Genomic DNA, 23,445 nt, shown 5'->3' on the forward strand with positions numbered 1-23,445 from the left:
GTGCCCCGTCCCGCGCGAACGCGGGACGGGGCAGGCCCGACACCGCCGGCAGGCGATGTCGGCGTCTCTACCTGGGGAGCCAACCGGCGGTGCCGCCGCCCAGGCCGACCTTCTTGTTGTCGAACATGTTCAGATGATAGTTGAAGTAGACGGGGCTTTGTATGTCGACGGTCCCGTCACCGCGCTGGGTCCACGTCCAGTCGAATTCCGCCCCGGAGCCGCAGGTGTACTGCAGGACCCAATAGAATGGCTCCTCCCAGGCATTGGGCTGAAGACACAGACTTCCGTGCAGGAGGTGGTAGGTGCCGGGTTTGGAACCGGGTGCCAGGTAGAACTTCTGCGCCGCGCTGTTGTTGCAGGCGTACACCTGGTAGTGGACGTTGATATCGGAGCTGTTTCCCGGGTCGTCGAGGCAGCCGTAGCCAGTCCGCTGGAGGCTGAAGGTGACGGGGCCGCCGCCCCCACCGCCGCCCGGGTCGGTGGGGATGATGGCGTTCGCCGGGCCGGCGGCAGCGATCCCGGCGAACGCCAGGCACAACGTCGCCGATGCCAGGAACCCCAGCCACGTGAGCCGCCGGCGCCGGCCACGGCCGGTCCGCTGGGCGGCGGGAGTTGACGAGGATTTCACGAAAGACAACCGTCCCACCGTTGACTCGCGGGCCGGCGCCTAGACGATGGTCCAGGCGTAGAAGGCGTACGCCGCGCCGACCTTCCCGTTGTCATACATCTCGAGACCGAAGCCGTAGTAGAAGGGACTCGTTATGTACACGGTCCCGTCGCCTGGCCGGTTCCAGCCCCAGTCGAATTCCGCCCCGGAACCGCAGGACCGTTGCGTGACGAGCAGGAGGGGATCGTTGCCATCGGGCACCAGGCACAGGTTTCCGTGCACGAGGTGAACGAGGCCAGGTGYGGAGCCGGCCTCCAGGTGGAACTTCTGGGCGGCGGTCTGGTTACACGAGTACACCTGGTAGTGGATCGTGGTGCTGGAGCTGTTCTGCGGGTCGTCGAGGCAGCCGGAGTTGCCGACCCGCTTGAGGCCGAAGGTGGAAATGCCGCCACCGCCGCCGCCCGGGTCGGTTATCAGACCCGGGTCGGCGGTAAACGCGTTCGCCTGGCCGGCGGACGCTACCCCGGCCAACGCCAGGCACAGCGTCGCCGACGCCAGAAATGCCAGCCATGCGAGCCGGCGGCGCCGGCCGCGGCCCGGCGCCGGGCCGCGGCCGGCGGGAACTGACCAGGATTTCATGAGGACAACCATCCCATCATGGACCCGCGGGACGGCCGAATGCCATCCCGACGTCGCAGGCTGCCTCCAGAACCGTTCACCTTTCGTTCCTCCGGAAACAGTCGCTTCTCTCGACAGCCGCGGCGCCCTCCGCCCGCGCCTCTCGAACACCGAACATTTCCAGTCGATGACGCGACGGCCTCGAAAAGGCCCGCCGGATGAATCGGTCTCCTGCGTCGCATCAGGCTAACGCGGCCGACCTGGGCACCAATACACCTGCCCGCCGGAAAGGGCGTCGGATAACGGACATCCTTCTTACCAGTTCTTTTCTTCTTGCCAATTCCTTGTAGGCGGCGTCCGCGTCGCCGGCGTCCGCCCGAGGTCGGCCGTGGCGGCTCGGAGGCGGGACTCCGGCGCGGGCACCCGCTCGCGGGATCGCCATCCAGGCCGGTGGCTGGAGCGGTGACGCATCGGTGGCGCATCGGTGGCGCATCGGTGGCGCCGTGGATCACGACGGTCAACTATGGGCCGACCACGTATCCCACCGGGCCGGCCGCTCGGCGGATCGAGAGGAAACGATGACGGTCCCATTACCGCTCGCCGCCCGAACCGACGCCCACGTCGGCTACGAAGCGGCCCCGCCGGAGAAGGCCCGCCCCGGTCGTCCCAGGAGGTTGCGGGACGCGGCGGCGGTGTTCGCGGTCGCCACGGTGGTCGCCGGCGGGGCGGCCGCCTGCTCGGGGTCGGCCATCCCGGGCGATGGGCACTCCCCCGCCCCGGCAGGGAGCGAGGGCACGGCCGCCCAGCGGCGGCCAGCCGTCCCGGCGGCCGCGCTCTCCGGACCGGCCACCGGGGGCGCCATCTCGGAACCGGTGGGCGCCGGGCCCGACCTGGCCGCGCACGGCTACGCCGAGCAGGAGTACTTCGCCGCCGGCACGGCGACCGCCTACACGGCCGTGGGCGCGCTGGGCGCCGATGGAGCCTGGCGGGTCAACCCGTCGACGACCGCCCCCTACAAGACCCGCCTGATCGTCCGGCGGCCGGCGAACCTCGACGAGTTCACCGGGACCGTCGTCGTCGAGTGGCTCAACGAGACCGCCGGAGTCGACACCTCGGCCGAATGGACGTCCTTCGGCGAGGAGGTGATGCGGTCCGGCTCGATCTACGTCGGCCTGTCCGTCCAGGCGCTCGGTGTCGTCGGCGGCAAGAGCCTGCTCCCGATCCCGGGCGCGCCGCCCGCGATCGGCATCCGGGGCACCGACCCCGAACGTTACGGATCGCTGGCGCACCCGGGTGACAGGTACGCCTTCGACATCCTGTCCCAGGTGGGCGCGGCGCTGCGCGCCCCGGGTGACGTGCCTGCCCTCGGTGGCGCGCACGCCGCCCGGCTGCTCGCCGCCGGCGAGTCACAGTCGGCGTTCTTCATGACGACCTATGTCAACGCCGTGCACCCGGTGGCCAACGTCTACGACGGGTTCTTCATCCACAGCCGCGCCGGCTCGGCGGCGAGCCTGGACGGCATGAGCGGTGTCGGCGGCTCCGGGCCGCCCGTCGCGCGGATTCGTTCCGACCTCAACGCGAAGGTCTTCATCTTCGAGACGGAGACCGACGTCGGCCCGACGCTCGGCTACGCCGTCGCCCGCCAGGACGACACCGACCAGCTGCGTACCTGGGAGGTCGCCGGGACCGCGCACGCCGACGCGAGCCTCACCGGCTCCCCCGACGCGTCCGGCCTCGGCTGCCCCGGGCGCATCAACACCGGGCCGCAGCACTACGTCGCCAGCGCCGCCTTCGCCGCCCTGGTCCGCTGGGTCACCGACGGCACCCAGCCGCCGCGCGCCGACCCGCTGGTCCTGAACGGCACCGGCACGGGCGCGACCCTCGCCCGAGACGCCCGCGGCATCGCCCGGGGCGGCGTGCGCACGCCGCCGGTGGACGTCCCGGTCGCGGTCCTGTCGGGTGACCCGTCCCCCGACTCCAGCAGCGTCCTGTGCAGCCTCTTCGGCTCGACGACCCCGTTCGACGCGGCGACCCTCGCGTCGCTGTACCCAACCCGGGACTCCTACCTGTCCGCCTTCGACAAGTCCCTCGACGGCGCGATCGCCGCCCGCTTCCTCCTGGAAGCCGACCGCGCCGCGCTCGCCGCCGAAGCCCGCGCCGTTCCCCTCACGGCCTGAACGCGGTCCTCTCGTCGATCGGTCCGTGCCGGGCACGTCGCGCCGACGTGCCCGGCACGACGGATGCCGCCCAAGAACCGAGAGCCCGGGCCGGCCCGGGTTGCGAAAATGAACAAGGTGAGAGAAGTCCGCCCTGCGCCGCAGCAGCGGCGTTTAGGTGATGCACGGTGCGGGGATCACGCCCTTTCGGCGCGTCCACTTCTCCATGCCATTCTCGTGGCGGCTTCTCTCACCTGCTCTCGTTATACCCGCCCCTGCGCGGCTGCACAACCCCCCAGGAAGCCTGCGGCGCCCGGCCCCGGCCGACCGACGCGCTCGCGACCGGGGCTCTCGCGACCGGCGCCCACTAGCTCCACGACCAGCGGTTTCTCCCCTTCGCCGGAACCGTCCGGCCTGCGAGCAAAATCCGAATGGACCGTTTCACCGTCTTGCGGCGCCCGTTTCCTCATTGCGATCCGGCCCGACCCGACAGGCGGGCGGATCGTCAGCCGAAAACGCGACACGGCGGGATGACGACACCGAAGAACCAAGGAGGAGCCACCAACGCATTCCCGACACGACCGAGCGCGGCGATCGTATGTCCACGATCGATCCGATCGATCCGGCGGCGGATCCAAGATCACAGATGTCGGACAGGGCTGGGACGGGAGCCGCCTGGCGCGTCAGCCCGCGGTGACACCGCCGTCGGTGGAGAGGATCGCGCCGTGGATGTTGCGACCGTCGTCGCTGGCGACGAAGGCGAACAGCTTGGCGATGTCGTCGGGCTTGGCCATCGGGCGCGGGACCATGTAGCGGCCGACGAGGTCGTAGTCGACGTCGTCGGGGAACGTCGTGCCGGCGACCAGCGCCGTCTCGGTGCCGCCGGGCGCGATCGCGTTGATGCGGATCTTCTTCTTGAGGAACTCCATCGCCAGCGCGCGGGTGAGCTGGACGACCGCGCCCTTGGTCATGCAGTACAGGACGGTGTAGGCACCGCCCATCAGGCCCGAGTTCGAGGCGATGTTGACGATGTTGCCCTTGGTCGTCAGCAGGTGCGGGATGGCGGCCTGTGCGAAGAAGAAGTAGGCGTCGGTGTTGACCGCGAACAACAGCCGGTACTCGTCCTCGGTCACGTCCGTGACGTGGCCCGTGCGCAGGATCCCGGCGACGTTGCCGAGAACGTCGAGGCGGCCGAACTCCGCGACCGCGTCCGCGACGGCGGCGCGGCATTCGCCACTCTCCCGCACGTCGGTGACCCTGGTGACGATCCGGCCGCCCCCCTCCGGCTCCTCCTTGGCCAGCGCGTCCAGGCCCGCCGCGTCGATGTCGCAGGCGAACACCGACGCGCCCTCGGCGGCCAGCCGTAGTGCCACCGCGTGGCCGATCCCGGACGCGGCACCGGTGACGAGCGCGGCGCGGCCCTCGAACCGGCGCAGCTGGCTCCCCTGAGACATGCGGGCACCTCCCTGACGCGCGGCCTGGCCGCGCCCTGACTAGAACCGGTTCCAGTATTGAGCGAGCTGGCCTTTGTGTGCACGTTTCTCCCGATCCGGTGGACCGAACCAGGCGGGATCAGGCCTCAGGCCTCAGGCCTCGGGCCTCGGGTCTCAGGTCTCCAGCTTCTTGGGGTCGGGGACCGTGGCGGGGGTGCCCTGGTGATATTCGATGAGCTCCAGGAGGTAGCCGTCGAGGTCCTTGACGAAGGCGACGGTGACGGGCCACCGGTCGAGACGGGCCGGCGCGGCGACGACCTCGCAGCCGGCCGCGACGGTCTTCTCGAACAGCGCGGCGCAGTCGTCGGTGTTCACGTAGAGCTTCCAGATCGCGGTGCCCATGTCGACCGGGCCGGCCTGGGCGAGCTGCTGGGCGAGCTGCATCCGGCTCCCGCCGTGGGGTGACTGGATGACCGCCTCGCGCGCCGTCTCGATCTCGGTGCGACTGACGACGGGAATGCCGACGACGCCCTCCCAGAACGCCACCGAGCGCTCCAGATCCGACACGTTGATGCAGTACTGGCCAAGGATCGCTACCACCGACGTCCTCCTACGCTGGTTGGACCGGGCTGGGCTGGGCTGGCGACGATCACGCATGATCGTCGCGAACGTGTGGTGGCGGTTGTGATGTCGCCGGATCCGCAACCGCGACGACACGGCCGCGACGATCAACGTGTCGGGCGGGTGGGTGGAAGTGGCGCTGGTCGGGTGTTCACGACGCCGGCTTGCCCCCGGCGGGGCGGCCGGTCATCAGGTTGGCTTCGAGCAGGTAGGTCGGCTCGGTGCGCTCGACCTGGGAGTGGGCGCGGGCGAGGATCTTCGTGTTCTGCGCGTCGCTCGGCACGGTGATCCAGAAGGTCTCGGCGCGGATGCCCGCCAGGCACAGGTCGGCGACCTCGGACAGCGGCGCGAACGTGACCGGCAGGCCGGCCGCGTCCATGCGCGCCTGGAAAGCCCCCAGCGAGTCACGCCCCTCCTTCGGCGGGGCGCCTGGCCGGTCGTACCGGTCGGGCCGGTTCGCGCCGGGACGCCAGATCCCCGTGTTGAGCAGGCCGGGGGTGACGGTCGACGGGTAGAGCAACGAGGCACCGACCAGGGCGCCCGCCTCACGCAGCTGCCCCCACAGGCACTCGGTGATCGTCGTGACCGCGGCCTTCGTCGCCGCGTAGACCGCGCTGTTGATGAGCGGGGTGAAACCGCCGTTGCCCGACGTGGTGTTGACGATGTGCCCCTCGACGCCCTGGTCGATCATCGCTTGAGTGAAGGCGCGGATGCCGTTGACGACGCCCAGCACGTTGACGTCGAACGACCATCGCCAGTCGTTGACGTGGTGCTCCCAGATCCGCCCCTCCGAGCCGGAGCCGATGCCCGCGTTGTTGCACAGGACGTRCACGGCCCCGTAGGCGCCCAGAGCCGCGTCTCGCAAGGCCTCGACGGACTCAAGCGAGGTCACGTCCGTGACGACGCCGGTCACCTCGCTGCCGGCGGCGCGAAGTTCGGCGGTGGTCTTGTCGACCAGATCGGGCACGACGTCGGCTACGACAACCTTCATGCCCTCGGCGCAGAAGCGTTCGACGAGGGCACGGCCAATCCCCTGGCCGGCGCCCGTCACCACCGCGACCCTGCCGGCGAAGTCCTTCACAGCGCACCCCTCTGCCGTCGCGTCCGCCCGTGACGTCCTACCTGCGGGAGCACCACCCGTTACCCGAGGGAGCACCGCCCAACTCAGGTAGAACGCGTTCTACCCAACCGTCAGACCACCCGCAACGCAAGACCTGGCCGACAGCGGCCCCGCGCCTTGGCCGGCGCGGCGCCGCGCCGGCCAAGGCCAGGACAGACGCTCGTCACGCAAGCGCTTGTGACGTGAGCCACGTTTGGATAAGATATTCAGTATCAGATTGACGGCGCCCGATGACACTGGGTGATACCACCGGCTCCGTACCTCCAACGCGACCCGAAATCATCACGTATCGGACACGGTCGGTACGTTCTCGTCACAGCGGCCCGGATCTCGGCAGGTCGCCGTCTCAGTCGCCTCAGCCGCGCCAGCCCATTCCAGCCCACGTCTGCGCCCTGCCGGCACGACGTCAGCGCAAGAAAGGTGTTCGCCCATGCGGGCCTCACGATTAGTCACGGCCGTCGCGTTCACGGCCGCGCTCGCGACCAGCCTGGTCGCGTGCGGCGGTGGCGACGACGGCACCGCGCAACCGGGCGCGCCGACCGTCGCCGCCAACGACGTCACCCCGGGGCCGCCGACCGACTGGAGCGACGGTGGCTGGAAACCGCCGGTGTCCACCCTGAAGTGCGCGCAGACGGCCTCGAACCCGACCCGCGGCGTCACCGCCACCTCCATCAAGGTCGGCGGCCTCGGCTACCTGACCAGCCCGAACGGCAGCACGATGAGCGGCAGMGACATCGGCGCGAAGGTGCGGTTCCAACGGGCCAACGACTCCGGCGGCATCAACGGCCGGAAGGTCGACTTCGTCGGCATGCTCGACGACGGCAACGACCCGGGCCGCAACGGCTCGCAGGCCAAGGTCCTCGCCCAGCAGGAGCAGGTCTTCGCCGCAGTCCCCGTGATGGCCTCCCGCTCCAACTACCTCGACACGTTCTGCGCCGACACGGTGCCCTTCTTCGGCTGGGGCTTCAACACCGCCTTCTGCGGCACGTCGATCGGCTTCGGCATCACCGGCTGCCTGCTGCCCACGCTGAAGGACGTCTCGTCGAACACCTATGGCCTGATGCTCAAGGGCATGTTCAACGGCGACGTCAGCGGGAAGACGACCGCACTGATCGGCCAGGACGACGACTCGGCCCGCGCCGGCCTGGGCAGCCTGAACAAGCAGATCAAATCCGTCGGCATCGACGTCTCGTACTCGGAGAACCCGATCCCGGACTCCGGTCTCTCCGACACGACCGCGATCGTGTCGGCCGTGATGCAGTCCAACAAGGGCGCCCCGCCGGACGTCATCCTCCCGGTCACCGACTTCGCGACCACGGTGAAGCTCACCCAGGCGTTCGTCGCCGCCGGCTACAAGGGGAAGTTCCTCAACGCGGTCGGCTACGACCCGCGGCTGGCCGGTTTCGACGGCCTCGCCGGCTCCTACACGCTGCTGCAGTGGTCGCCCGGTGAGGACACCTCGTCAACCGCCGTCCAACAGCTCGTCGCCGACTTCAAGAAATACGCGCCCGACCAGGCCACCAGCCTGCCGGCCATGGCCGGCTACTGGGCCGCCGACATGTTCGTCACCGCGGCCACCAAGGTGGGCCCGAACCTGACGGTCGACGCGCTGCTGAAACTGCTCAACAACAACTACTCGAACTCCGTCGAGGGAGCGCTGCCGGAGGCCCGCTACCCGCTGAACCACTTCATCGGCGTGCCGTGCGCCTCGATCGTCCAGCTGACGGGCAAGACCTACGCCGTCCCGACCAAGCTCTCCTGCGGTTCACTCCTCAAGCAGTGACCTGACCCAATGCCAGGCCGGGCGGCACGGGCTCCCCAGTCCCGTGCCGCCCGGCCCAGCCGACCCTGCCCAGCCAAGCGAACCCAGGACAGGCAGATGGGAAGGGAAGGGACCCTGCGCAGGCTCCTACCCACCCCCTCGACGAGTTTGCGACCCGCGGACCCGACATGCGACGATCATGGCCATGGCACGACGGCCCTTGCCGGCCTTGGCGACCACCCTCAGTTTCATCGACCGCGTCAACCAGATGGACCTCGCGGGGCTCGCCGATCTGATGCACCCAGATCACTGCCTCGTGGTGCTCGACGAACCTCCGATCGTCGGCCGGGACGCCAATGTCGACGCCTGGCGGGGCTACTTCACCGCCTTTCCGCGGTACGTGATCTACCCGCGCTTCCTGACTGCCAAGACGGACCGTGTCGCCGTTCTCGGGAACACGACCGGATCGCACCTCAACCTCGCGGACGATGACGAGCTCAACCTCAACGTCATCTGGATCGCCGAAGCCGACCAGGGTCTCCTGACCCGCTGGCAGGTATGCGATGACACGCCTGTTCTGCGGCGAGAGCTGAGCATCCCCGGCACCGTATGAGTCCTCGACCGAGGTGGCCGGGCCCGCCGACGCACCCCCACGCTCACCCGTCGACACAACCAGTGGTCACACGCACACGCCTGAAATGGCCGTAGCAGGACAAGCGAAGACAGCCCCCAGGTCCCACGCCGCCACGCTTCGAAGCGCGCCTCGGGATTGATTCAGCGGATCGCCGTGTGGCTGTCGGGCGGCCGACGACGCAGTTGGGTGGCCCAGACAGTGGCCGGGGCCGAGGCCATGAGCGCAGCCATGGCTGTCATGGCACGTCGGCGTCGTCGGCGAGCGCGCCTGCGCACCTGTTCGGCGAAGTCCGCCTGCACGGATGGGGGAGGCATCTCGCTGAGCAGGGTGCCAAGTAGGCGTTGGAGATCCGAGGTCATGATCACCGCCGATCAGGGAGCGGGCGCGGTCTCGTCGAGGTTGCGGCGGTGAGGGTCTTGAGGGCGTTGACGGAGGTGGAGCGGAGGTACTCGGGCTCGCTGGTGATGGTCAGGTCTGGGAGGTGGTGGAAGATCTCGCGGAACATGGCGGTGATCTCGGCTCGGGCGAGGGGCGCTCCGAGGCAGTAGTGGGGGCCCGGTCCGCCGAGGCCGAGGTGGGGGTTGGGCGAGCGGGTGAGATCGAGCTGGTCGGGGTTGGTGAAGACGGCKGGGTCGTGGTTGGCGGCGGCGTAGTAGAGGACGACCTTGTCCCCGGTGGCGAGTGGGTGGCCGTTCAGGGTGGTGTCGCGGGTGACGGTGCGACGCATGAGGGCGACGGGGCTGGTGTAGCGGATGAGCTCTTCGACGGCGGTGGGGGCGAGCCGGTCGAAGTCGGCGGCCCAGGCGGCGCGGGCATCCGGGTGGGTGTGCAGGGCGTGGAGACCCAGGGCGATGGCGTTGCGGGTTGTCTCCTGGCCGGCGAAGGCAAGAAGGGTGAAGAACGCGGCGATGTCGTGGGTGGTCAGGCGTTCTCCGTCGACCTCGGCGTGGACCAGGGCGGTGAGCAGGTCGTCTGTGGGGTGGTGGTGGCGGTGTTCGGCGAGGTCGGTGGCGAGGGTGGCCAGGAAGGTGCCCGCGTCGAGGAAGGCACGGACGGGGTCCTGCTGGTCGGGGACCAGGTCGGGATCGCCGCCGGACACGATCACGTTGGAGGCGGCGAGCAGGGCGGCGCGGTGGCTTTCCGGGACGCCGAGCAGGTCGCAGATCACGGTCAGTGTGAACGGTGTGGCGAGGTCGGCGACGATGTCGATGTCCTGGCGGGTCGCGGCGGCGATGACGGTGTCGGCGGCGGCCCGGTCGATGTAATCGCGCAGGCCGCGCACGGCCCGTGGGGTGAAGGCGGCGGCGACGATGCGCCGCAGGCGGCTGTGGCGGGGGGCGTCCATGTTGATGATCGAGCCGAAGAACTCGTTGAAGTCCTGGCTCAGGTCGTTGATCCACAGGGCGCCGTGGCTGGAGCAGAAGTCGCCGGGGCGGCGGGAGACCTCGACGACGTCGGCGTGACGGGTCAGTGCCCAGTAGCCGTTGCCATGGGACAGGCCAGGGATCCGCGGCTCGTCGAAGCGCACAAGCTTCGGGTCATCGCGCAGCTTGGCCAGGTAGGCGAGCTTGTCCTGCGGGCTGGCGTCGCGGAAACGGCGGCTCGACGGCCACACCCAAGGCGACTGCGCCCCGGTGGTAAGCGCCGCCGAGAGGCCGGCCTCGACGAGGATCATGGCCTTACGCCTGGTAGGTGTAACGGATCGTCGGCGGCTGGCCGACGAACGAGACGATCGAGGTCAGCCGGGCCTCGGGGGTGAAACGGACGATCTCGAGGCCGCCGAGGACGGCCTGGCCAGCGCGGTCGCGTAGCGCCCACTCGTAGCGGGCGGCGTCGTGGTGGGCATCGACGCCGGAGGTGCGGACCGGCAGGTAGCCGGGGTAGGTGGCGGTCAGCTCGGAGATCAGCGCGGCGAGGGCCTGGACGCCGACGCAGCTCTTGACCGGGTTGGCGTAGGCGACATCCTCGGCGCAGGCCTCGGCGAGCAGGGCGACCCGGCGGTCGGTGTCACGGGCGGTCCAGGCCTCATGGACTCGGCCGGCGGCGGCGGCGACGGCTTGGGCCGTCTGCTGGGTGATGTCGGCACCGAGAGCGGGGGCCTCCTGGCGGGTGACGGTTCCACCACTCGCTGTTTTCCCGGTCACTGTTGTTCTCCCCACAGCCGCGCGGCTTCGGCGCGCCGCAGCTTCCCGGACGGTGTCTTCGGGACCGATCCCGGTGACAGCGCGTGGACAGCGGCCGGCCGGACGCCAACGGCGGCGAGCACGGCCGCGGTGACCTGCTCCCGAACGACGGCCTCGTCGTGGCCGGGCCGGAGCTCGAACACAACCGTGACGCTGTCGGTTCCCGAGCCGTGACGGCGGGTCGCGAAGGCGACGACGTTGCCCGGGCGGACACCTGGCACGGGTACGGCGGCCTGTTCGATTTCCTCGGGGTGGATGTTCCGCCCGCCACTGATGATCAGGTCCTTGGCACGTCCGCAGACGACCAGCTCGCCGCCGGCGAGGTAGCCCAGGTCCCCGGTCGCCAGCCAGCCGTCTCCGCCATGTCTGACCTGATGGCCCTCTTCGGCATCCTCGTCGTCGAGGTATCCGGCAACGGATGGACCCCAGACGTGGACCTCGCCGACGACCCGCTGCGGGCAGTCCGCGCTCGTGTCCGGGTCGACGATCCGGATCCGGGTGCCGGGGACGGGCCGTCCGAGGCGCACGAACCGGCGGGCCCGGCCGCCGTCGGCGACGGGAACCGCGTGTCCCTTGTTGGCGAGCGCGTCGGGGTCGATCTCATCCACGCGCAGACCCTGGTACGGGCCCGGCATGGCGACGGCAAGGGTCGCCTCGGCCAGGCCGTAGGCAGGCAGGAAAGCCTCCCGCCGGAAACCATGCCGCGCGGCGGCATCCAGGAAGCCCTCGATCGCCGCCGGCTCGATCGGTTCGCCGCCACAAAGCGCCACCTTGACCGACGACAGGTCCAGCGTCGGCCCAACGGTCAGCAGCCTGCCAGCCAAGGCGTAGGCCGACGCCGGGCCCATCAGCACCGTCGCCTGGTAGCGGGCCGCGTTACGCATCCACGACGACGGCGCCGCCAGATAGTCCGTCGGCGAACCGACCAGCACATCGCAGTGCCCGCAGGTCAGCTGGACCGCCAACGCACCGATCAGGCCCATGTCGTGGGAAAGCGGCAGCCAGGTCAGCAGCCTGCCGTGCACCTCGTCGTGGCGGATCCGTTCCCGGATCGCCGCGATGTTCGCCGCGAGGTTCCCATGACTGACCCTGACGATCTTCGGCGCGGAGGTCGTGCCGCTGGTGAACTGGAGGATCGCCGAGTCCTCGTCGGACAGGTCCGGTGTCTTCCACACACCGACTTCCTCCGCGGCCAGCACATCGGACAACATCTCGACTCGGGCACCGCCCTCGGCTACCACGCCGGCCAGCGCCTGATAGGGAGGGCCCAGGAGGACGAGCGGGTCACCCAGTGCCGCGATCCGGTCGCGGGTCTGCTCGAAATAGGTCGCCATGTCCGTCGACCGTGCCGGCGTCGGCAGGCACGTCACGCTCGCTCCGGCCATCCACGTCGCGACCAGCGCGGAGACCACCGCAGGCGACGGCAACGCCACGACCGCGACCCGGCCGCCCGGTCCGACGCCACGGGCGTTCTGCAGCCAGGCCGCTACCCGCTCCGCCTTCTCGAAGAATTCCGACCAGCCGACGTCGATGTCTGCATCCGGCCCGAGAAACACCACTCGGCCCGGCCCGTACCTTGCCTTGGCGATTCCGTCCAACAGACCAACCACAGGCTTACCTCACCCCTTCTGACAGGAGAGCCGCGACAGGACGGCGCGCCAGCGAGACGACCTGGAGGTCTAGCGGGTGAACTCGTCGGTGGCTGCCGGTTCCTCGCCGGGTCGGTAGGCGGCGAGGGTCAGACGGTCCCAGCGGCGGCCTTGGTAGTAGTCGTGGTCGCGTAGCCGAGCCTCGATGTGTAGCGCCCGGCCCGCCGCGCTGGCGAACTGGGTGAAGTTGAACTCCGGCAGTTCCAGGTAGAGCTTGCGAAGTGGCCAGACGTCGAACAGGTAGTTGATGAACAGCCGGACCGGCTCGGCGGCGAGGCCCGTGCCCAGATACTGGCCGGCCATCACGGCGCCGACGTAGGCGTGACCGAGGTTGAGGTCCGGGTTGTAGCAGATCACGTGCCCGGCCGGCTGGCTCGTCTCGATCGACTCGACCAGAAACTGCGCGAGCATGCCCTGCCAGAGTTCCTGCTCGAACTGCTGGTACGCCGGCACCGACCCGCGATAACGCCAGCGGAACCCGATATCCGGGCTGACCGACAGGCTGTAGAGAAACGGCGTCGCCTGCGGCAGTACCGGCGTCAACCGAAAGTACTTTCCTTCCAGGCGGACAGGCGACACATCATTGTCCGTCGCACCAAGATCCGCTACTGCCGCGGGCAGCGAACCGGTGACGGCCTTGGAACGATCGAGATAGTGATCGTAAAGCTCGCCGACCGTGGTGGACGAAAGCCACTCCCGCTCGCCCAGATCCACCCCGAGCTCGGCGATTCCCCCGGCCAGTTCCAGCAGTCCGAACGAGTCCAGTCCCAGGTCGGCATCCAGCCTCGATCCACCGGTCAACCTGGCCCGCGGCACCCCAGTCCGTCTACTGACCAGATCCTCGAAGTCGTCCTTGGTAAGCATCGGTCCTCCGATACGGAAACTGGGCCCGCGAGGGCCGGGGGCAGCACTGTCCCCGGCCCTCGACCTCAGGATCGTCGGGCGCGTCGACTACCAGTCGCGCCGGTCACRCACAGTTAAGGATGTTACTAGTGCAGGCCGCAGTAAATGGAGGCCACCGGGGAGACCGCGCCTCGGGTTATGGACCCAGAAGTCGCGATCACCGAAGTTTGGAAGTTCCAGGGACCGACGTCCAACCCGGAGCAGTCATAGTTCTGGAACTCGTACCAGGAAAGATGATTGAGGGCTCCCGCGTGGCCGGTGTAGCTGCCCGATGAGAAGTCCACCCAGTCGCCGTTCACCGCCTGCTTCTTAACGACGATCGTCGCGCTGAAGGAGATCTCACCCAGTGAGGCACAGACTACCCCAGCATACCCGTGGACGTGGAAGGTGCCCGCTGGTTCTTCGACAGGCTTGAATGACTTGAGATTGCAGGTATCCCTGAAAGCCACCTCGGTGGCCGGCGTGTTTGCCGGCGGCGGCCCCGATTCCGCCCAGGCTGGGCTGATCATGGYGGTGGAGCCGACGGCCAGCRCCACCGGCCCGGCGGCGCCGATCGTAATGYGTCGCAGCGTCTGTCCTCGCATGACACCTCAGTTCCTCAAGGATGTGATGGCCGTGAAGGATGTGACGGACGTGCTGGATCTAGGTGTACTTCAGGAATTGGTAGATGGCCGCGGTCGCTCTGTCGCCCGTGTTGCAGTACACGGTCGAGGGGTTGGGAATGCCAGTCCACGGCCCGTAGCGCAGGTAGGTGGTCGTGGTACTCCCCAACCTGCAGGTCACCCTGACCCGATGGTTCCCGGTGCCCGTCTTGCAGATCGATGTGCCGTACCCGGTCGAGCCGCTGGTACCGATCCGGGCAGTGCAGTTCTGTGGGATCGCCTGCGCGGGTGCGGCCAGGGTCAACGAGACGATGGCGAGCATGATGAATCCGAACATGACAACCGCGATCTTCTTAAATTCCCGCAATTTACCTCGTCTCCGTCGGGGGCGCCTTAATACCCAGGATGACGATGCAAAGATACAGGAAATGAACATCTCGGACTATTAGGGGAAACCCTAGATCATGGCCGCGCCGACCGAGTTCAGCGGCAGGGAGATGATGAGGCTGGTTCCACTCCCCGCCGCGCTACGCAGGGATAGCGAGCCACCGGCGGCCGTCACCCGCTCCTGAAGGCCGGCGAGTCCCCCGCCAGGGGGGATGTGAGCGCCGCCGCGGCCGTCGTCGGCGACCTCCCCGACCAGGCGACCTGTCGTCACGTGGACCCGCACCCGCACGGCGTCGGTCGCGGCGTGTTTGGCGGCGTTGGTCAGGCCTTCAAGCAGTGCGAAGTACATCAGCCGCTCGGTGGCGGGCGCGAGCGTCGGTTCGTCAGCGTCCATCCGCGGCCGAAGGCCCAGCCGGGTTCCCACGGCCAGCACCGCCGCCCGCAGGCCGACCTCACTGAGTTCGACCGGATGCAGACCGCGGGCGACGTCCCGGGCCTCGTCCCCGACCGCGCGGATACCGTCGCGGATGTCGGCGACCAGGCGCCCAGCCGCCGGAGCGGACGATGATTCGGCCAACCGGACCGCCAGCGCGTCAAGGTCGGCGAGTCGGCTGGCCAGGCCGGTGGCAAGGTCTCGTTCGAGCCGGCGACGCTCGTCGGCTTCGGCGTCGGCCACCCGCTGGTTGGCCTGTGCCGTCTGCGCCAGTCTCGCCTGCAACCCGCTCTGCAATGCGATGTTGCGCAGCCAGGGGGTACTGGTCGTCAGGATAGAAAGGACGGCGACCTCGTGGCCGCGCAGGCGTTGGTCGCAGTCGATCAGCGCGACCGGCTCTGGACCGGATACGGGGACTGCGACTCGCCAGCGCCCGCCGGATGGCGTTCGCGCGCCGATGGTCGCGATCGACCTGGGCTTGTGACGGTGGCTGGATGCGGCACCGAGGCCGGTCGCTGGTGTTCGGGAACCGAGGACGACCTTGTCGGGAGCGGGCTCGCCGTCGACGTCGACGTACCGGTTCTCGTCCGTGAGCCAGAGGTAGACATCGAGCGACGGGTCGCGCAGGACGGCACGCAGCGTCGTCCTCGTGGTGGTCGCCGTCGGTGGGTGGGTCTGCCGCAGCAACCGTTGTGCCCGCGACGGGAGTGCGAGGCGCAGGTAGGCCGTGGCGACGAGCAGCGCGGCCGGTCCGACGGCCAGTGCCCCGCCTTGCAGCGCGAAGCCATGCGGCAGCCCGTCCAGCTGGGATGGGCGGATGGGATCCGTGACGACCAGTGCGGTACCGAATCCGGCGAGACCGGTCGCGAGCAGTACCGGAACGAACACGACTCGGTCGAGACCGTGAACGTGATCCAGGCGTCGACGGAGCGCCAGCATAGTGATCACGATGCAGAGCAGGACGCATCCTCCGGCGACGGCTACCAGCAGCGGGTGGAACAGCCGGAGCGAGATCAGCGCCGGTCTCGGCCAGTAGGTGTCAGGGTCGAAACCGTTCCACTCGGGGCGCGAGGTCACCACGATCAGGATGTGGCCGCCAACGAGAGCCGGCCCGCTGGCGGTGACGACCGCCGTGTCGAGCCGGCCGAGTATCCGCCCGTCGGGATAGGTCAGCACCAGCCAGGCCTGGAAGAACCAGCACAACGGCTGGATCAGGAACCCGGCCAGCGGAGCGGGTCCGGCGTCCCAGCTCATCAGCCACGACAGGGACCAGCAGACACCTGTGGCCAGGAGCAGGAAGCCCAGCACACGGGACCGGGCGGACAGACAGCGGGCTGAGAGGACGAGTGCCGCCATGTTCAGGGCGTTCACGACGGCGAGCGCCGGATGATCGGACCAGAACGGCCAACCCGCCAGGAGGCCAAGCACGGCGGCCACGGCGGCCACCGCCCCGCCGAACCGGTGTCGCTGGCCGGCTGGCGGCGCGACGGGATCCGACGGTCGCGCCCCCGCTGGCCATCCCTCTCGAACGGCCCGTCGTGCCTGCGCCTGCGCCTGCGCCCGCGCCGCCTCCGCCGGTGTCGCGGGTGGGGCCGCGGTCGCCCAATGCGCCTGCCTCACGCGCACGGAACACGCACCTGGACGCCGACGCCGCGCCGAGGTCGGGCGAAGCGCGTCACGCTGCCGCCGAGCGCGCGAATGCGGTCGGCCGCCACCCCCAGCTCACCCTCGTGGAAACCATTCGGACGCTCGCGGCTGGCGGGACGGTCCATCGCGGCGGGAGCCGCCCACACGATGTCGCCCACGAGCTCGGTGCCGGCGACCCGGACGTCGATGCGCACGTACCCCGGTGGCCTGAGACCGAGGTCGTCGAAGCCGGCTCGGTCCAGATCGGGCTCGTCCTGTGGGGCCCGCAGGGCGAGATCGTCCAGTACCGCGGTCAGGGCCAGGTACATGGCGAGCTCGACGCCCGGGCGGTACCGCCGGTCACTGATGCGAAACACCACCGGGAGGGCCATTGAACCGGCAGCCTGCTCGAGCGCGACGCGCAACCCGTCCCGGCCCAGTTCGACGGGGTGTAGCCCCTGGCCGATGGCACGCAACCAGCCGGTCGCCGCACGTAGCCGGTGACGCATCTCCCGCAGGATGTCCGCGTCCGCGGGATCGGTGACCATGCCCTCGAGAACACTGGTCGTCATGGTCAGAGCGATCAGCCGTTGCTGGAGCCCATCGTGGAGCTCCCGCTCGATCCGGGCCCGCTCCCGCGCCGCCGCGTCCGCGGTCCGCCGCCTCGCGTCCGCCAGGCGGGTGAGCTCCGTCTGGAGAGCGGACTGCAGCTGTGCATTCTCCAGCGCGAGCATGATCGTCGAGATCGCGGCGTCGACCAGCACGCCGTGGCGACGGAGCGCTGGATCCACGCTGATCGTCGCGACGATCCCGTCCTGCGGGGAACGGACGTCGACGAGCCAGCGGACTTCGTCCCGTTTCGGCTCCGGCCTCTGGTGGGACCCGCTGGGCGGCTCGGACGGCCGAGCCGCGCTGTTCTGGTGCCAGCCCGCCTCGTCGGGTGCGCCCCGGCGGCTGGCGGCCCGACCCGCGACGAGCTGACCGGTGACTGGGTCGAGCCGCTCGTGCCGCGGGTCCCAGTAGTGGATCTCCAGGGTGTCGTCGCGCAGCACCGTCCGCAGGCCGGCCCGGACGGCGGCGACCGTCGGCGTTYGCACCAGCTCTCCGAGGCGGTCCGCGGCGCTCGCCGCGGTGTAGTGCCGGTGGATCGTCACACTGACCAGGGCCAGCGGGGCGACGCTGGACGCGGCGCCCTGCACTGCCAGTGTGTCGAGGGTGTCGGCCAGGCTCACGTACGTGGCCTGGTATCCGCGCGTAATCATGGCGGCCATGGCGGCCATGGCGGCCGGACCCGCCGACAGCAGCACCGGACCGGCGAGGCGTCGTTCGAGTCCTCTCATCGCACGGAAGCTACGTACGGTGAGCACGACGAACATCGTTATGAGCGTGACGTCGCACGCGGCGACAACCTGGTACACCCGCTCGAACGCTTCCCGGTCGGCCAGTAGCGCCGGCCAGATGGCGGCGGGAGAGAACCCGTTCCAGCTTGGACGCGACGTCACCGTGATCGCGATCTGACCACCAAAGAGGTCCGCCGCCAGCAGAGCGACGAAAATCCGATCCCATCGTGAAGGGAGCCGATCGGTGGGGTAGGTCAGCACGCCCCAGAGGAAAGTGAGCCAGTAAAGGCACCAGGCGAACGTCGCGAGCACCGGCAGAGCACCGACGTTCCAGGCCATGAGCCAGGACAGCGCCAATGACAGCCCCGCCGTGGTGAAAAGCAGACCGTGACGCCGCGTGGTGGCGCTGGTCAGGGCCACCACGCCGGCCACCGATATGGACGTACCGACGGTGACGTTCACGGCCGCCATCAGCGGACGGGCCGACCAATAGGGCCAGCTGGCTTCGGTTGTCACCGCGACGGTAAGCACGGCGGTGGCGAGCACGGTGCCGGCTAGCCGGAGCCGACGCGACCGCATCTCCACGCCGGCCCCAGCTCGCATGATTCAGATCTACCGTTTGGCCGGCGTTCTGACCACTTTTGTCGGGTTCGCGCTTGTCGCGGCGGCGTTCCCCGCGGGCGATCTGGTCCGAGGGCCCGGATCGCCGCGTGTGCCGGATCCGGATGCGAGACTGGACCGCGCGACGGCCCTGGGCGGCGACGGCCGCGACCGCCCGCACCGCTCAGCCCGTCCCACACGTCGAAAGCGAGAAACCACCTGTGCCTCCGAAGCCGATGCGGGTGGCGATCGCCGAGGACAGTGGTGTCATCCGGGAGGCACTCGGTCTGCTCCTGACCAGCATCGGTGTCGACGTCACCGGCTCTACTGCCACCGGTGAGGAACTGCTGGCCGCCGCCCTGACGGACCCGCCCGACGTGGCGATCGTGGACATGCGCATGCCGCCGACACGCACCAACGAAGGCGTCGTCACCGCGCTCGCGCTGAAGGCGTCCCAGCCGCGAATGGGGGTGCTCGTCGTAACAGCGCACGACGACGATCCCTTTACTTCGGGCCTGTTCGCGAATGGAGCCGCCGGTCTCGGATACATGCGAAAGGACAACATCGCCGACCGGACCGCGCTGCAGCAGGTGCTCCTCCGACTGGCGAACGGCGAAGCCGTGATCGACGCCGGCGTCACGACACGAGCACTGCACCGTACCCGCGATATCGATCGAACCCATACGCTGTCCGACCGTGAACGCCTCATCCTCGACCTGATGGCGCAGGGCCGTTCCAATGCCGRCATTGCCAAGCAGACGCACGTCAGCCTGAAGACCGTCGAGGCTCACATCGCGAAAATCTTCCTGAAGCTGGGCCTGCGTTCCGGAGATGCCGACAACCGCCGGGTGCTGGCGGTACTGACCTGGTTGCAGGCGGCCGCTGGCCCACCGGCGGGGCCGCTCACGACCGGCTCGGTCGCCGGGGAGGCCCGCCTACCGCCGTGAGGGAGGCTCGGCTACCGCCGCGAGCAGGGTGGGCACGGAGGTGCGTCGACGTCCTCCAGCGCCGGGACACTCACGTCCACGATGACGATCCCGGCCTTCTCGCGCCCCCATGCTTCCCCGTGGGCACCATCGTCGGGGTCGCCGCCGCGCTCACCGACGTCAGACCCAGCGTGATTACGATCCGTCGTCAATCATGCACGGCTCAACCGGCCTCTGATGGCCGATCGCGAGGACCCTGGACTAGTCCCCTGGGGTCCTGACCGCCACCCGCGAGGTGCGGCCTCCCCCCAGAAAGCTGATCCGTGGTAGATGAGTCAGCCCATAGACGCGGCTATCCGACACACWCACCCACTGCCTTGGTCGATCGTGTCAGCTCAGCCGGTCCATGGGCAYCGTCATCTGCCACAGAACACGGTGGAGGAGTGTTCGGTTGGACGGGTGGCCCGCCTTGTCAGCCGTCTGCCGCGCGGCTTCCGGTCCGGTCCGGTCCCGCCCGCTTTCAGCGGCGCGAGGGTCAGTGAGTATCGAGGAGCGTCGKGTCGGCGCGGAGCTCGGCGCGGACGGCGGACTCCCAGAAGCCGATGAAGCCGTTGCCGTCAGAGTTCTTCATGTGGTTCAGGAAGCCGGTCGGTAGCACCGGCGCCGGGGCGGCGCCGAGGGCACGGACGTGCCAGGCACGCTGGCAGCGCTGTTCGAGCGCGACGGCGCGCTGGAACAGCGCCCGTGCCGAGGTGCCGAGGACGAAGACGCCGTGGCCGGCGAGCAGCGCGAGGTGGCCGCCGTGCAGGGCGTCGACCGCGCCGCGGGCGGTGGCGAGATCGTTGACGGGGCCCTCGTACTCGTTCACCAGCACCAGGTCGCCACCGCCGCCGAGCGCGGAGCTCTGGTCGTAGATCGGTGGGATCTCGCCCAGGTCCGCCCAGACCGTGCCGTACAGCGGGTGGTTGTGGACGGCCCAGGTGACGTCGGTGCGGGCGGCGTGCAGGGCGAGGTGCAGCGGGATGCCGAGCGGGACCGGCCAGTCGCCCTCGAGCAGCTTGCCGTCCAGGTCGATCCGGATGATCTGCTCGGGGCGCAGCTCGTCCCAGCGGACCAGCCACGGGTTGCACAGCAGGGTGCCGTCGGGCTGTAACGCGGTGATGTGGCCGGCCAGGTGGTCGTTGTAGCCCTCCCGCCACAGGGCGCGGGCGAGCAGGACGATCTCCTCGCGGGTGGTGAGCTCCGGCATCAGCTTCTCGGCCGTCGGGATGAACGTCACGGGTTTGCCCTCCAGGCGGTCCAGGGGGATCAGGGGGTTCAGCCGGCCGGCAGGACGGTCGGCGGGAGGGGGTGGCGGAACAGGGCCGCGGCGTTCTCGCTGCACATCGCCCGGATCTCGGCGGGCGGGATGTGGCCCCAGGCGTCGGCGAGGACCTGCTGGGTGTCAGGCCAGGTGCCGTCACCGTGCGGGTAGTCGGTCTCGACCATGATGTTCTCGACGCCGATGTGGTGGCGGGTGTCGATCGTCGACGGGTCGTCGATGGTGCAGAACCAGAAGTTGCGGCGCAGCACCTCGGCGGGGCGAAGGTCCCAGCCGAGGCCGTAGCCGGACCGGTCGACGATGTTGTCGAGCCGGTCGAGCAGCATCGCGACCCAGCCGATCCCGCCCTCGCTCATCGCGATCTTCAGGGTCGGGAACCGGGCCGGGTACTCCGACCACAGCCACTCGGCGCAGGCGGTGAGCGACGCCTGGCCGAACAGCGTCGAGCCGAGCTGCAGGCCGGGCGCACCCGGCGGCTTCTCGGACAGGCCGGCGCTGCCGACGTGCAGGGTGACGACGGTGTCGGTCTCGACGCAGGCCTGGATGATCGGGTCCCAGTGGTCGCGGTCCCACAGCGACGGCAGGCCGATGACGTGTGGGCGTTCCGGGAAGGTGACGGCGGTGAACCCGCGGGCGGAGTTCCGCCGGATCTCGGCGACGGCCAGTGCCGGGTCGGACAGGTGGGTGATGCCCATCGGGACGACCCGCTCGGGGTACGCCTGGAACCACTCCTCGTACAGCCAGTCGTTCCAGGCCCGCACGCAGGCGAGGCCCAGCTCCTGGTCGCGGGCGCCGAAGAACACCCGGCCGCAGAACCCGGTGATCTGCGAGGGGAAGTTCACCGACGCCCAGACCCCGCTCACGTCCATGTCCCGCACCCGGGCGTCGATGTCGTAGCAGCCGGGACGCATGTGCTCGAACCGGAACGGCTCGAGCTTCACCGAGTCGGGCCGCCGGCCGGCCACGGCGTTCATGCCGACCTGGGTGAACGTCTGTTCCTCGAACCGCCACACCTGGTGACCGCGTTCCGTCTCGACGATCCGCGGCGCCGCGTCGGCGAACCGGGCCGGGACCCGCCCGGCGAACAGGTGCGGCGGTTCCACGACGTGGTCGTCGACCGAGATGATCGTGTAGCGGACCTCGCGGGGCTCAGGCTCGGGCAGGAACAGGCTCGGGTCGAGGGCGGCCTCGCTGACGGTGGGGACGGGGGTGGTGGCCACGGCTGCCTCCGGGCGGGTGCGTAGGGGTCGGGCTGCCGGTCAAGGCCGAGGGACGCACGATGGTGGCGGAGCCTCGCGTCCGGGGGCCCTTCAGGGATACGGGCGGGCGCGGCCGAGCAGGACGAGGTGGAGGAACAGTGCGCCGGCTCCKCCGGCCGTGCACAGGGCGACGTGGGCGTCGGGAACCTGCAGGTCGGGGCCGCAGTCGCCGCGCAGCTGCTCGGCGCCGCGGATGACGCGTTGCAACATCTGGACGGACGAGCCGGCGTGGCTGAACGACATCGTGCCGCCGTCGGTGGTGACCGGGTGGCTGCCGGTGACGGCGATGTGGCCGTCCTCGACGAACGGGCCGCCCTCCCCCGGCCCGCAGAAGCCGAACGCCTCCAGCTGACGGATGATCTCGAACGAGAACGGGTCGTAGAGCTCCAGCACGTCGACGTCGTCGCGGCGCAGCCCGGCGGTCGCGAGTGCCCGTTCGAACGCGCGCCGCCCGACCTGGCCGTTGACCGGCACGTCCGCGCCACCCGCCCCGGACGCGGCGACTCGGCCGGCGCGGCGGGCGTGGCCGGTGTGGTCCCAGGCCGGCGGGAAGCGATAGCTGGGCCCGTAGTGGTCGGCGCCGCCGGCGAGGACGTGCACGGGTGGGCGGGGCAGGTCGGCCGCGCGCTCGGCGGTGGTGAGCAGCAGGGCGCAGCCGCCCTCGGAGGTCGTCGAGCAGTCGAGCAGGTGGAACGGGTCGGCGACCATCCGGGAGGCGAGCACGTCGGCGGCGCTGAAGGGGCCGCGGCCCGCGTAGACCGCGGCGGGGTTCGCGTGGCCGTTGTTGCGGATGGTCGCCGCGACCGTGGCGAGCTGCTCCGGCGTGGTGCCGTAGGTGGTCATGTGCCGGCGGGCGATGAGGGCGAACTCGGCGGCGGTGAACATGCCCCAGGGGATGACGAACTCGTTCTCCGGGCGGGTCCATGGGGCGGTGGAGGCACGCTCGGTGTAGGTACCGGCGGCGGCGGAGGCGACCAGGACCGTGTCCGCCTCGCCGGAGGCGATCGCCGCGGCCGCCTCGAGCACCGCGGCGACGCCGTGCTGGGCGCCCTGCCAGGCGGGGCCGAGGCCGAGGTCGTAGACGAACCCGCCGGACATGCCGGGGGTGGACAGGCCGTCGACGTCGGCGAGGCCCAGCCCGGCGTCGGCGAGGACACCGGCGACCGCGTCGACCAGCAGGGCCGTCGACGTCTGGTCCGGCAGCCGCCGGGCCTGCGCGGTGTTGTGGATGCCGACGATCGCGGCGGATCTCGGGCGGGCCACGC

At 69.9% G+C, this 23,445-nt stretch carries 20 protein-coding genes; 5 read left to right on the plus strand and 15 right to left on the minus strand.

Going from position 1 to position 23,445, the window contains the following annotated elements; translation table 11 throughout:
- Positions 1-67: 67 nt before the first annotated feature.
- Together BCD49_RS03975 and BCD49_RS03980 are read right to left on the minus strand one after the other, a co-directional pair.
- Positions 68-628 carry an RICIN domain-containing protein gene (locus BCD49_RS03975; protein WP_027140950.1) on the minus strand — a complete coding sequence of 187 codons (561 nt, stop codon included), beginning with the start codon at positions 626-628 and terminating at the stop codon, positions 68-70.
- A 39-nt stretch (positions 629-667) separates the two neighbouring features.
- Positions 668-1,246: an RICIN domain-containing protein gene (locus BCD49_RS03980; RefSeq protein ID WP_071041123.1), complete on the minus strand. Its 579-nt coding sequence runs from the start codon at positions 1,244-1,246 to the stop codon at positions 668-670.
- Positions 1,247-1,803: 557 nt separating this feature from the next.
- Between BCD49_RS03980 and BCD49_RS03985 the strand changes: the two genes are divergently transcribed.
- The gene (locus tag BCD49_RS03985) at positions 1,804-3,402 is read left to right on the plus strand and encodes an alpha/beta hydrolase domain-containing protein (protein ID WP_007509581.1); all 1,599 of its coding nucleotides are present in this window, start codon (positions 1,804-1,806) and stop codon (positions 3,400-3,402) included.
- Positions 3,403-4,064: 662 nt separating this feature from the next.
- Here the strand turns inward: BCD49_RS03985 and BCD49_RS03990 are convergent.
- The 3 genes from BCD49_RS03990 to BCD49_RS04000 form a co-directional block, all read right to left on the minus strand.
- On the minus strand, positions 4,065-4,835 hold the full coding sequence (locus tag BCD49_RS03990) for an SDR family NAD(P)-dependent oxidoreductase (RefSeq protein WP_007509579.1): 771 nt from the start codon (positions 4,833-4,835) through the stop codon (positions 4,065-4,067).
- Between the two features lie 153 nt (positions 4,836-4,988).
- Positions 4,989-5,414, minus strand: a complete 426-nt coding sequence (locus BCD49_RS03995) for a VOC family protein (protein WP_007509577.1) — start codon at positions 5,412-5,414, stop codon at positions 4,989-4,991.
- 172 nt (positions 5,415-5,586) lie between these two features.
- Complete coding sequence (locus BCD49_RS04000) at positions 5,587-6,516, minus strand: SDR family NAD(P)-dependent oxidoreductase (protein WP_071041125.1); 930 nt, start codon at positions 6,514-6,516, stop codon at positions 5,587-5,589.
- Positions 6,517-6,985: 469 nt separating this feature from the next.
- Here BCD49_RS04000 and BCD49_RS04005 point away from each other — a divergent pair, with 469 nt between their 5' ends.
- Positions 6,986-8,338 carry an ABC transporter substrate-binding protein gene (locus tag BCD49_RS04005; protein WP_071041127.1) on the plus strand — a complete coding sequence of 451 codons (1,353 nt, stop codon included), beginning with the start codon at positions 6,986-6,988 and terminating at the stop codon, positions 8,336-8,338.
- Between the two features lie 184 nt (positions 8,339-8,522).
- Complete coding sequence (locus BCD49_RS04010; protein ID WP_157845263.1) at positions 8,523-8,930, plus strand: nuclear transport factor 2 family protein; 408 nt, start codon at positions 8,523-8,525, stop codon at positions 8,928-8,930.
- Positions 8,931-9,312: 382 nt separating this feature from the next.
- Here the strand turns inward: BCD49_RS04010 and BCD49_RS04015 are convergent, their stop codons facing one another.
- The 5 genes from BCD49_RS04015 to BCD49_RS04035 all read right to left on the minus strand — a co-directional run bounded on the left by BCD49_RS04015 (position 9,313) and on the right by BCD49_RS04035 (position 14,195).
- Positions 9,313-10,626 (minus strand): cytochrome P450, encoded by a 1,314-nt coding sequence (locus BCD49_RS04015; RefSeq protein WP_007509570.1) that lies wholly within the window; start codon positions 10,624-10,626, stop codon positions 9,313-9,315.
- A gap of 4 nt (positions 10,627-10,630) precedes the next feature.
- Complete coding sequence (locus BCD49_RS04020) at positions 10,631-11,095, minus strand: hypothetical protein (protein ID WP_007509568.1); 465 nt, start codon at positions 11,093-11,095, stop codon at positions 10,631-10,633.
- On the minus strand, positions 11,092-12,744 hold the full coding sequence (locus BCD49_RS04025) for a long-chain-fatty-acid--CoA ligase (protein ID WP_007509566.1): 1,653 nt from the start codon (positions 12,742-12,744) through the stop codon (positions 11,092-11,094). Before BCD49_RS04025 ends, BCD49_RS04020 begins: the two co-directional genes overlap by 4 nt.
- Before the next feature lie 69 nt (positions 12,745-12,813).
- A complete protein-coding gene (locus tag BCD49_RS04030; RefSeq protein ID WP_007509564.1) occupies positions 12,814-13,647 on the minus strand; it encodes a phosphopantetheine-binding protein in 834 nt (277 codons plus the stop codon).
- A gap of 125 nt (positions 13,648-13,772) precedes the next feature.
- Positions 13,773-14,195 carry a hypothetical protein gene (locus BCD49_RS04035; RefSeq protein WP_131803364.1) on the minus strand — a complete coding sequence of 141 codons (423 nt, stop codon included), beginning with the start codon at positions 14,193-14,195 and terminating at the stop codon, positions 13,773-13,775.
- A 242-nt stretch (positions 14,196-14,437) separates the two neighbouring features.
- Between BCD49_RS04035 and BCD49_RS43060 the strand changes: the two genes are divergently transcribed.
- On the plus strand, positions 14,438-14,737 hold the full coding sequence (locus BCD49_RS43060) for a hypothetical protein (protein WP_131803365.1): 300 nt from the start codon (positions 14,438-14,440) through the stop codon (positions 14,735-14,737).
- Positions 14,738-14,745: 8 nt separating this feature from the next.
- On the opposite strand, the gene BCD49_RS04045 is transcribed toward BCD49_RS43060, so the two are convergent.
- Positions 14,746-16,545 carry a sensor histidine kinase gene (locus BCD49_RS04045; protein ID WP_027140954.1) on the minus strand — a complete coding sequence of 600 codons (1,800 nt, stop codon included), beginning with the start codon at positions 16,543-16,545 and terminating at the stop codon, positions 14,746-14,748.
- A 179-nt stretch (positions 16,546-16,724) separates the two neighbouring features.
- Positions 16,725-18,677, minus strand: a complete 1,953-nt coding sequence (locus BCD49_RS04050) for a histidine kinase (protein WP_116439367.1) — start codon at positions 18,675-18,677, stop codon at positions 16,725-16,727.
- Positions 18,678-18,910: 233 nt separating this feature from the next.
- Between BCD49_RS04050 and BCD49_RS04055 the strand changes: the two genes are divergently transcribed.
- Positions 18,911-19,621, plus strand: coding sequence for a LuxR C-terminal-related transcriptional regulator (locus BCD49_RS04055; RefSeq protein WP_071041144.1), 711 nt, complete (start codon positions 18,911-18,913; stop codon positions 19,619-19,621).
- Between the two features lie 514 nt (positions 19,622-20,135).
- Here the strand turns inward: BCD49_RS04055 and BCD49_RS04060 are convergent.
- From BCD49_RS04060 to BCD49_RS04070, 3 genes are all read right to left on the minus strand, one after another.
- Entirely contained in the window at positions 20,136-20,879 is a 744-nt protein-coding gene (locus tag BCD49_RS04060; protein ID WP_071041145.1) for a class II aldolase/adducin family protein, read from the minus strand.
- 38 nt (positions 20,880-20,917) lie between these two features.
- Positions 20,918-22,141 (minus strand): amidohydrolase family protein, encoded by a 1,224-nt coding sequence (locus BCD49_RS04065; protein WP_007509550.1) that lies wholly within the window; start codon positions 22,139-22,141, stop codon positions 20,918-20,920.
- 90 nt (positions 22,142-22,231) lie between these two features.
- The gene (locus tag BCD49_RS04070; protein WP_007509548.1) at positions 22,232-23,443 is read right to left on the minus strand and encodes a thiolase family protein; all 1,212 of its coding nucleotides are present in this window, start codon (positions 23,441-23,443) and stop codon (positions 22,232-22,234) included.
- Positions 23,444-23,445: the final 2 nt, after the last annotated feature.

It is taken from the genome of Pseudofrankia sp. EUN1h (genome assembly GCF_001854645.1).
Taxonomy (GTDB): domain Bacteria; phylum Actinomycetota; class Actinomycetes; order Frankiales; family Frankiaceae; genus Pseudofrankia; species Pseudofrankia saprophytica.

What these genes read in the sequence shown, in the direction of transcription:
- BCD49_RS03990 (WP_007509579.1), bottom strand. Translation starts at nt 4,835, where the DNA reads ATGTCTCAGGGGAGCCAGCTGCGCCGGTTCGAGGGCCGCGCCGCGCTC.
- BCD49_RS04010 (WP_157845263.1), top strand. Translation starts at nt 8,523, where the DNA reads ATGGCACGACGGCCCTTGCCGGCCTTGGCGACCACCCTCAGTTTCATC.
- BCD49_RS03985 (WP_007509581.1), top strand. Translation starts at nt 1,804, where the DNA reads ATGACGGTCCCATTACCGCTCGCCGCCCGAACCGACGCCCACGTCGGC.
- BCD49_RS04035 (WP_131803364.1), bottom strand. Translation starts at nt 14,195, where the DNA reads ATGATCAGCCCAGCCTGGGCGGAATCGGGGCCGCCGCCGGCAAACACG.
- BCD49_RS04030 (WP_007509564.1), bottom strand. Translation starts at nt 13,647, where the DNA reads ATGCTTACCAAGGACGACTTCGAGGATCTGGTCAGTAGACGGACTGGG.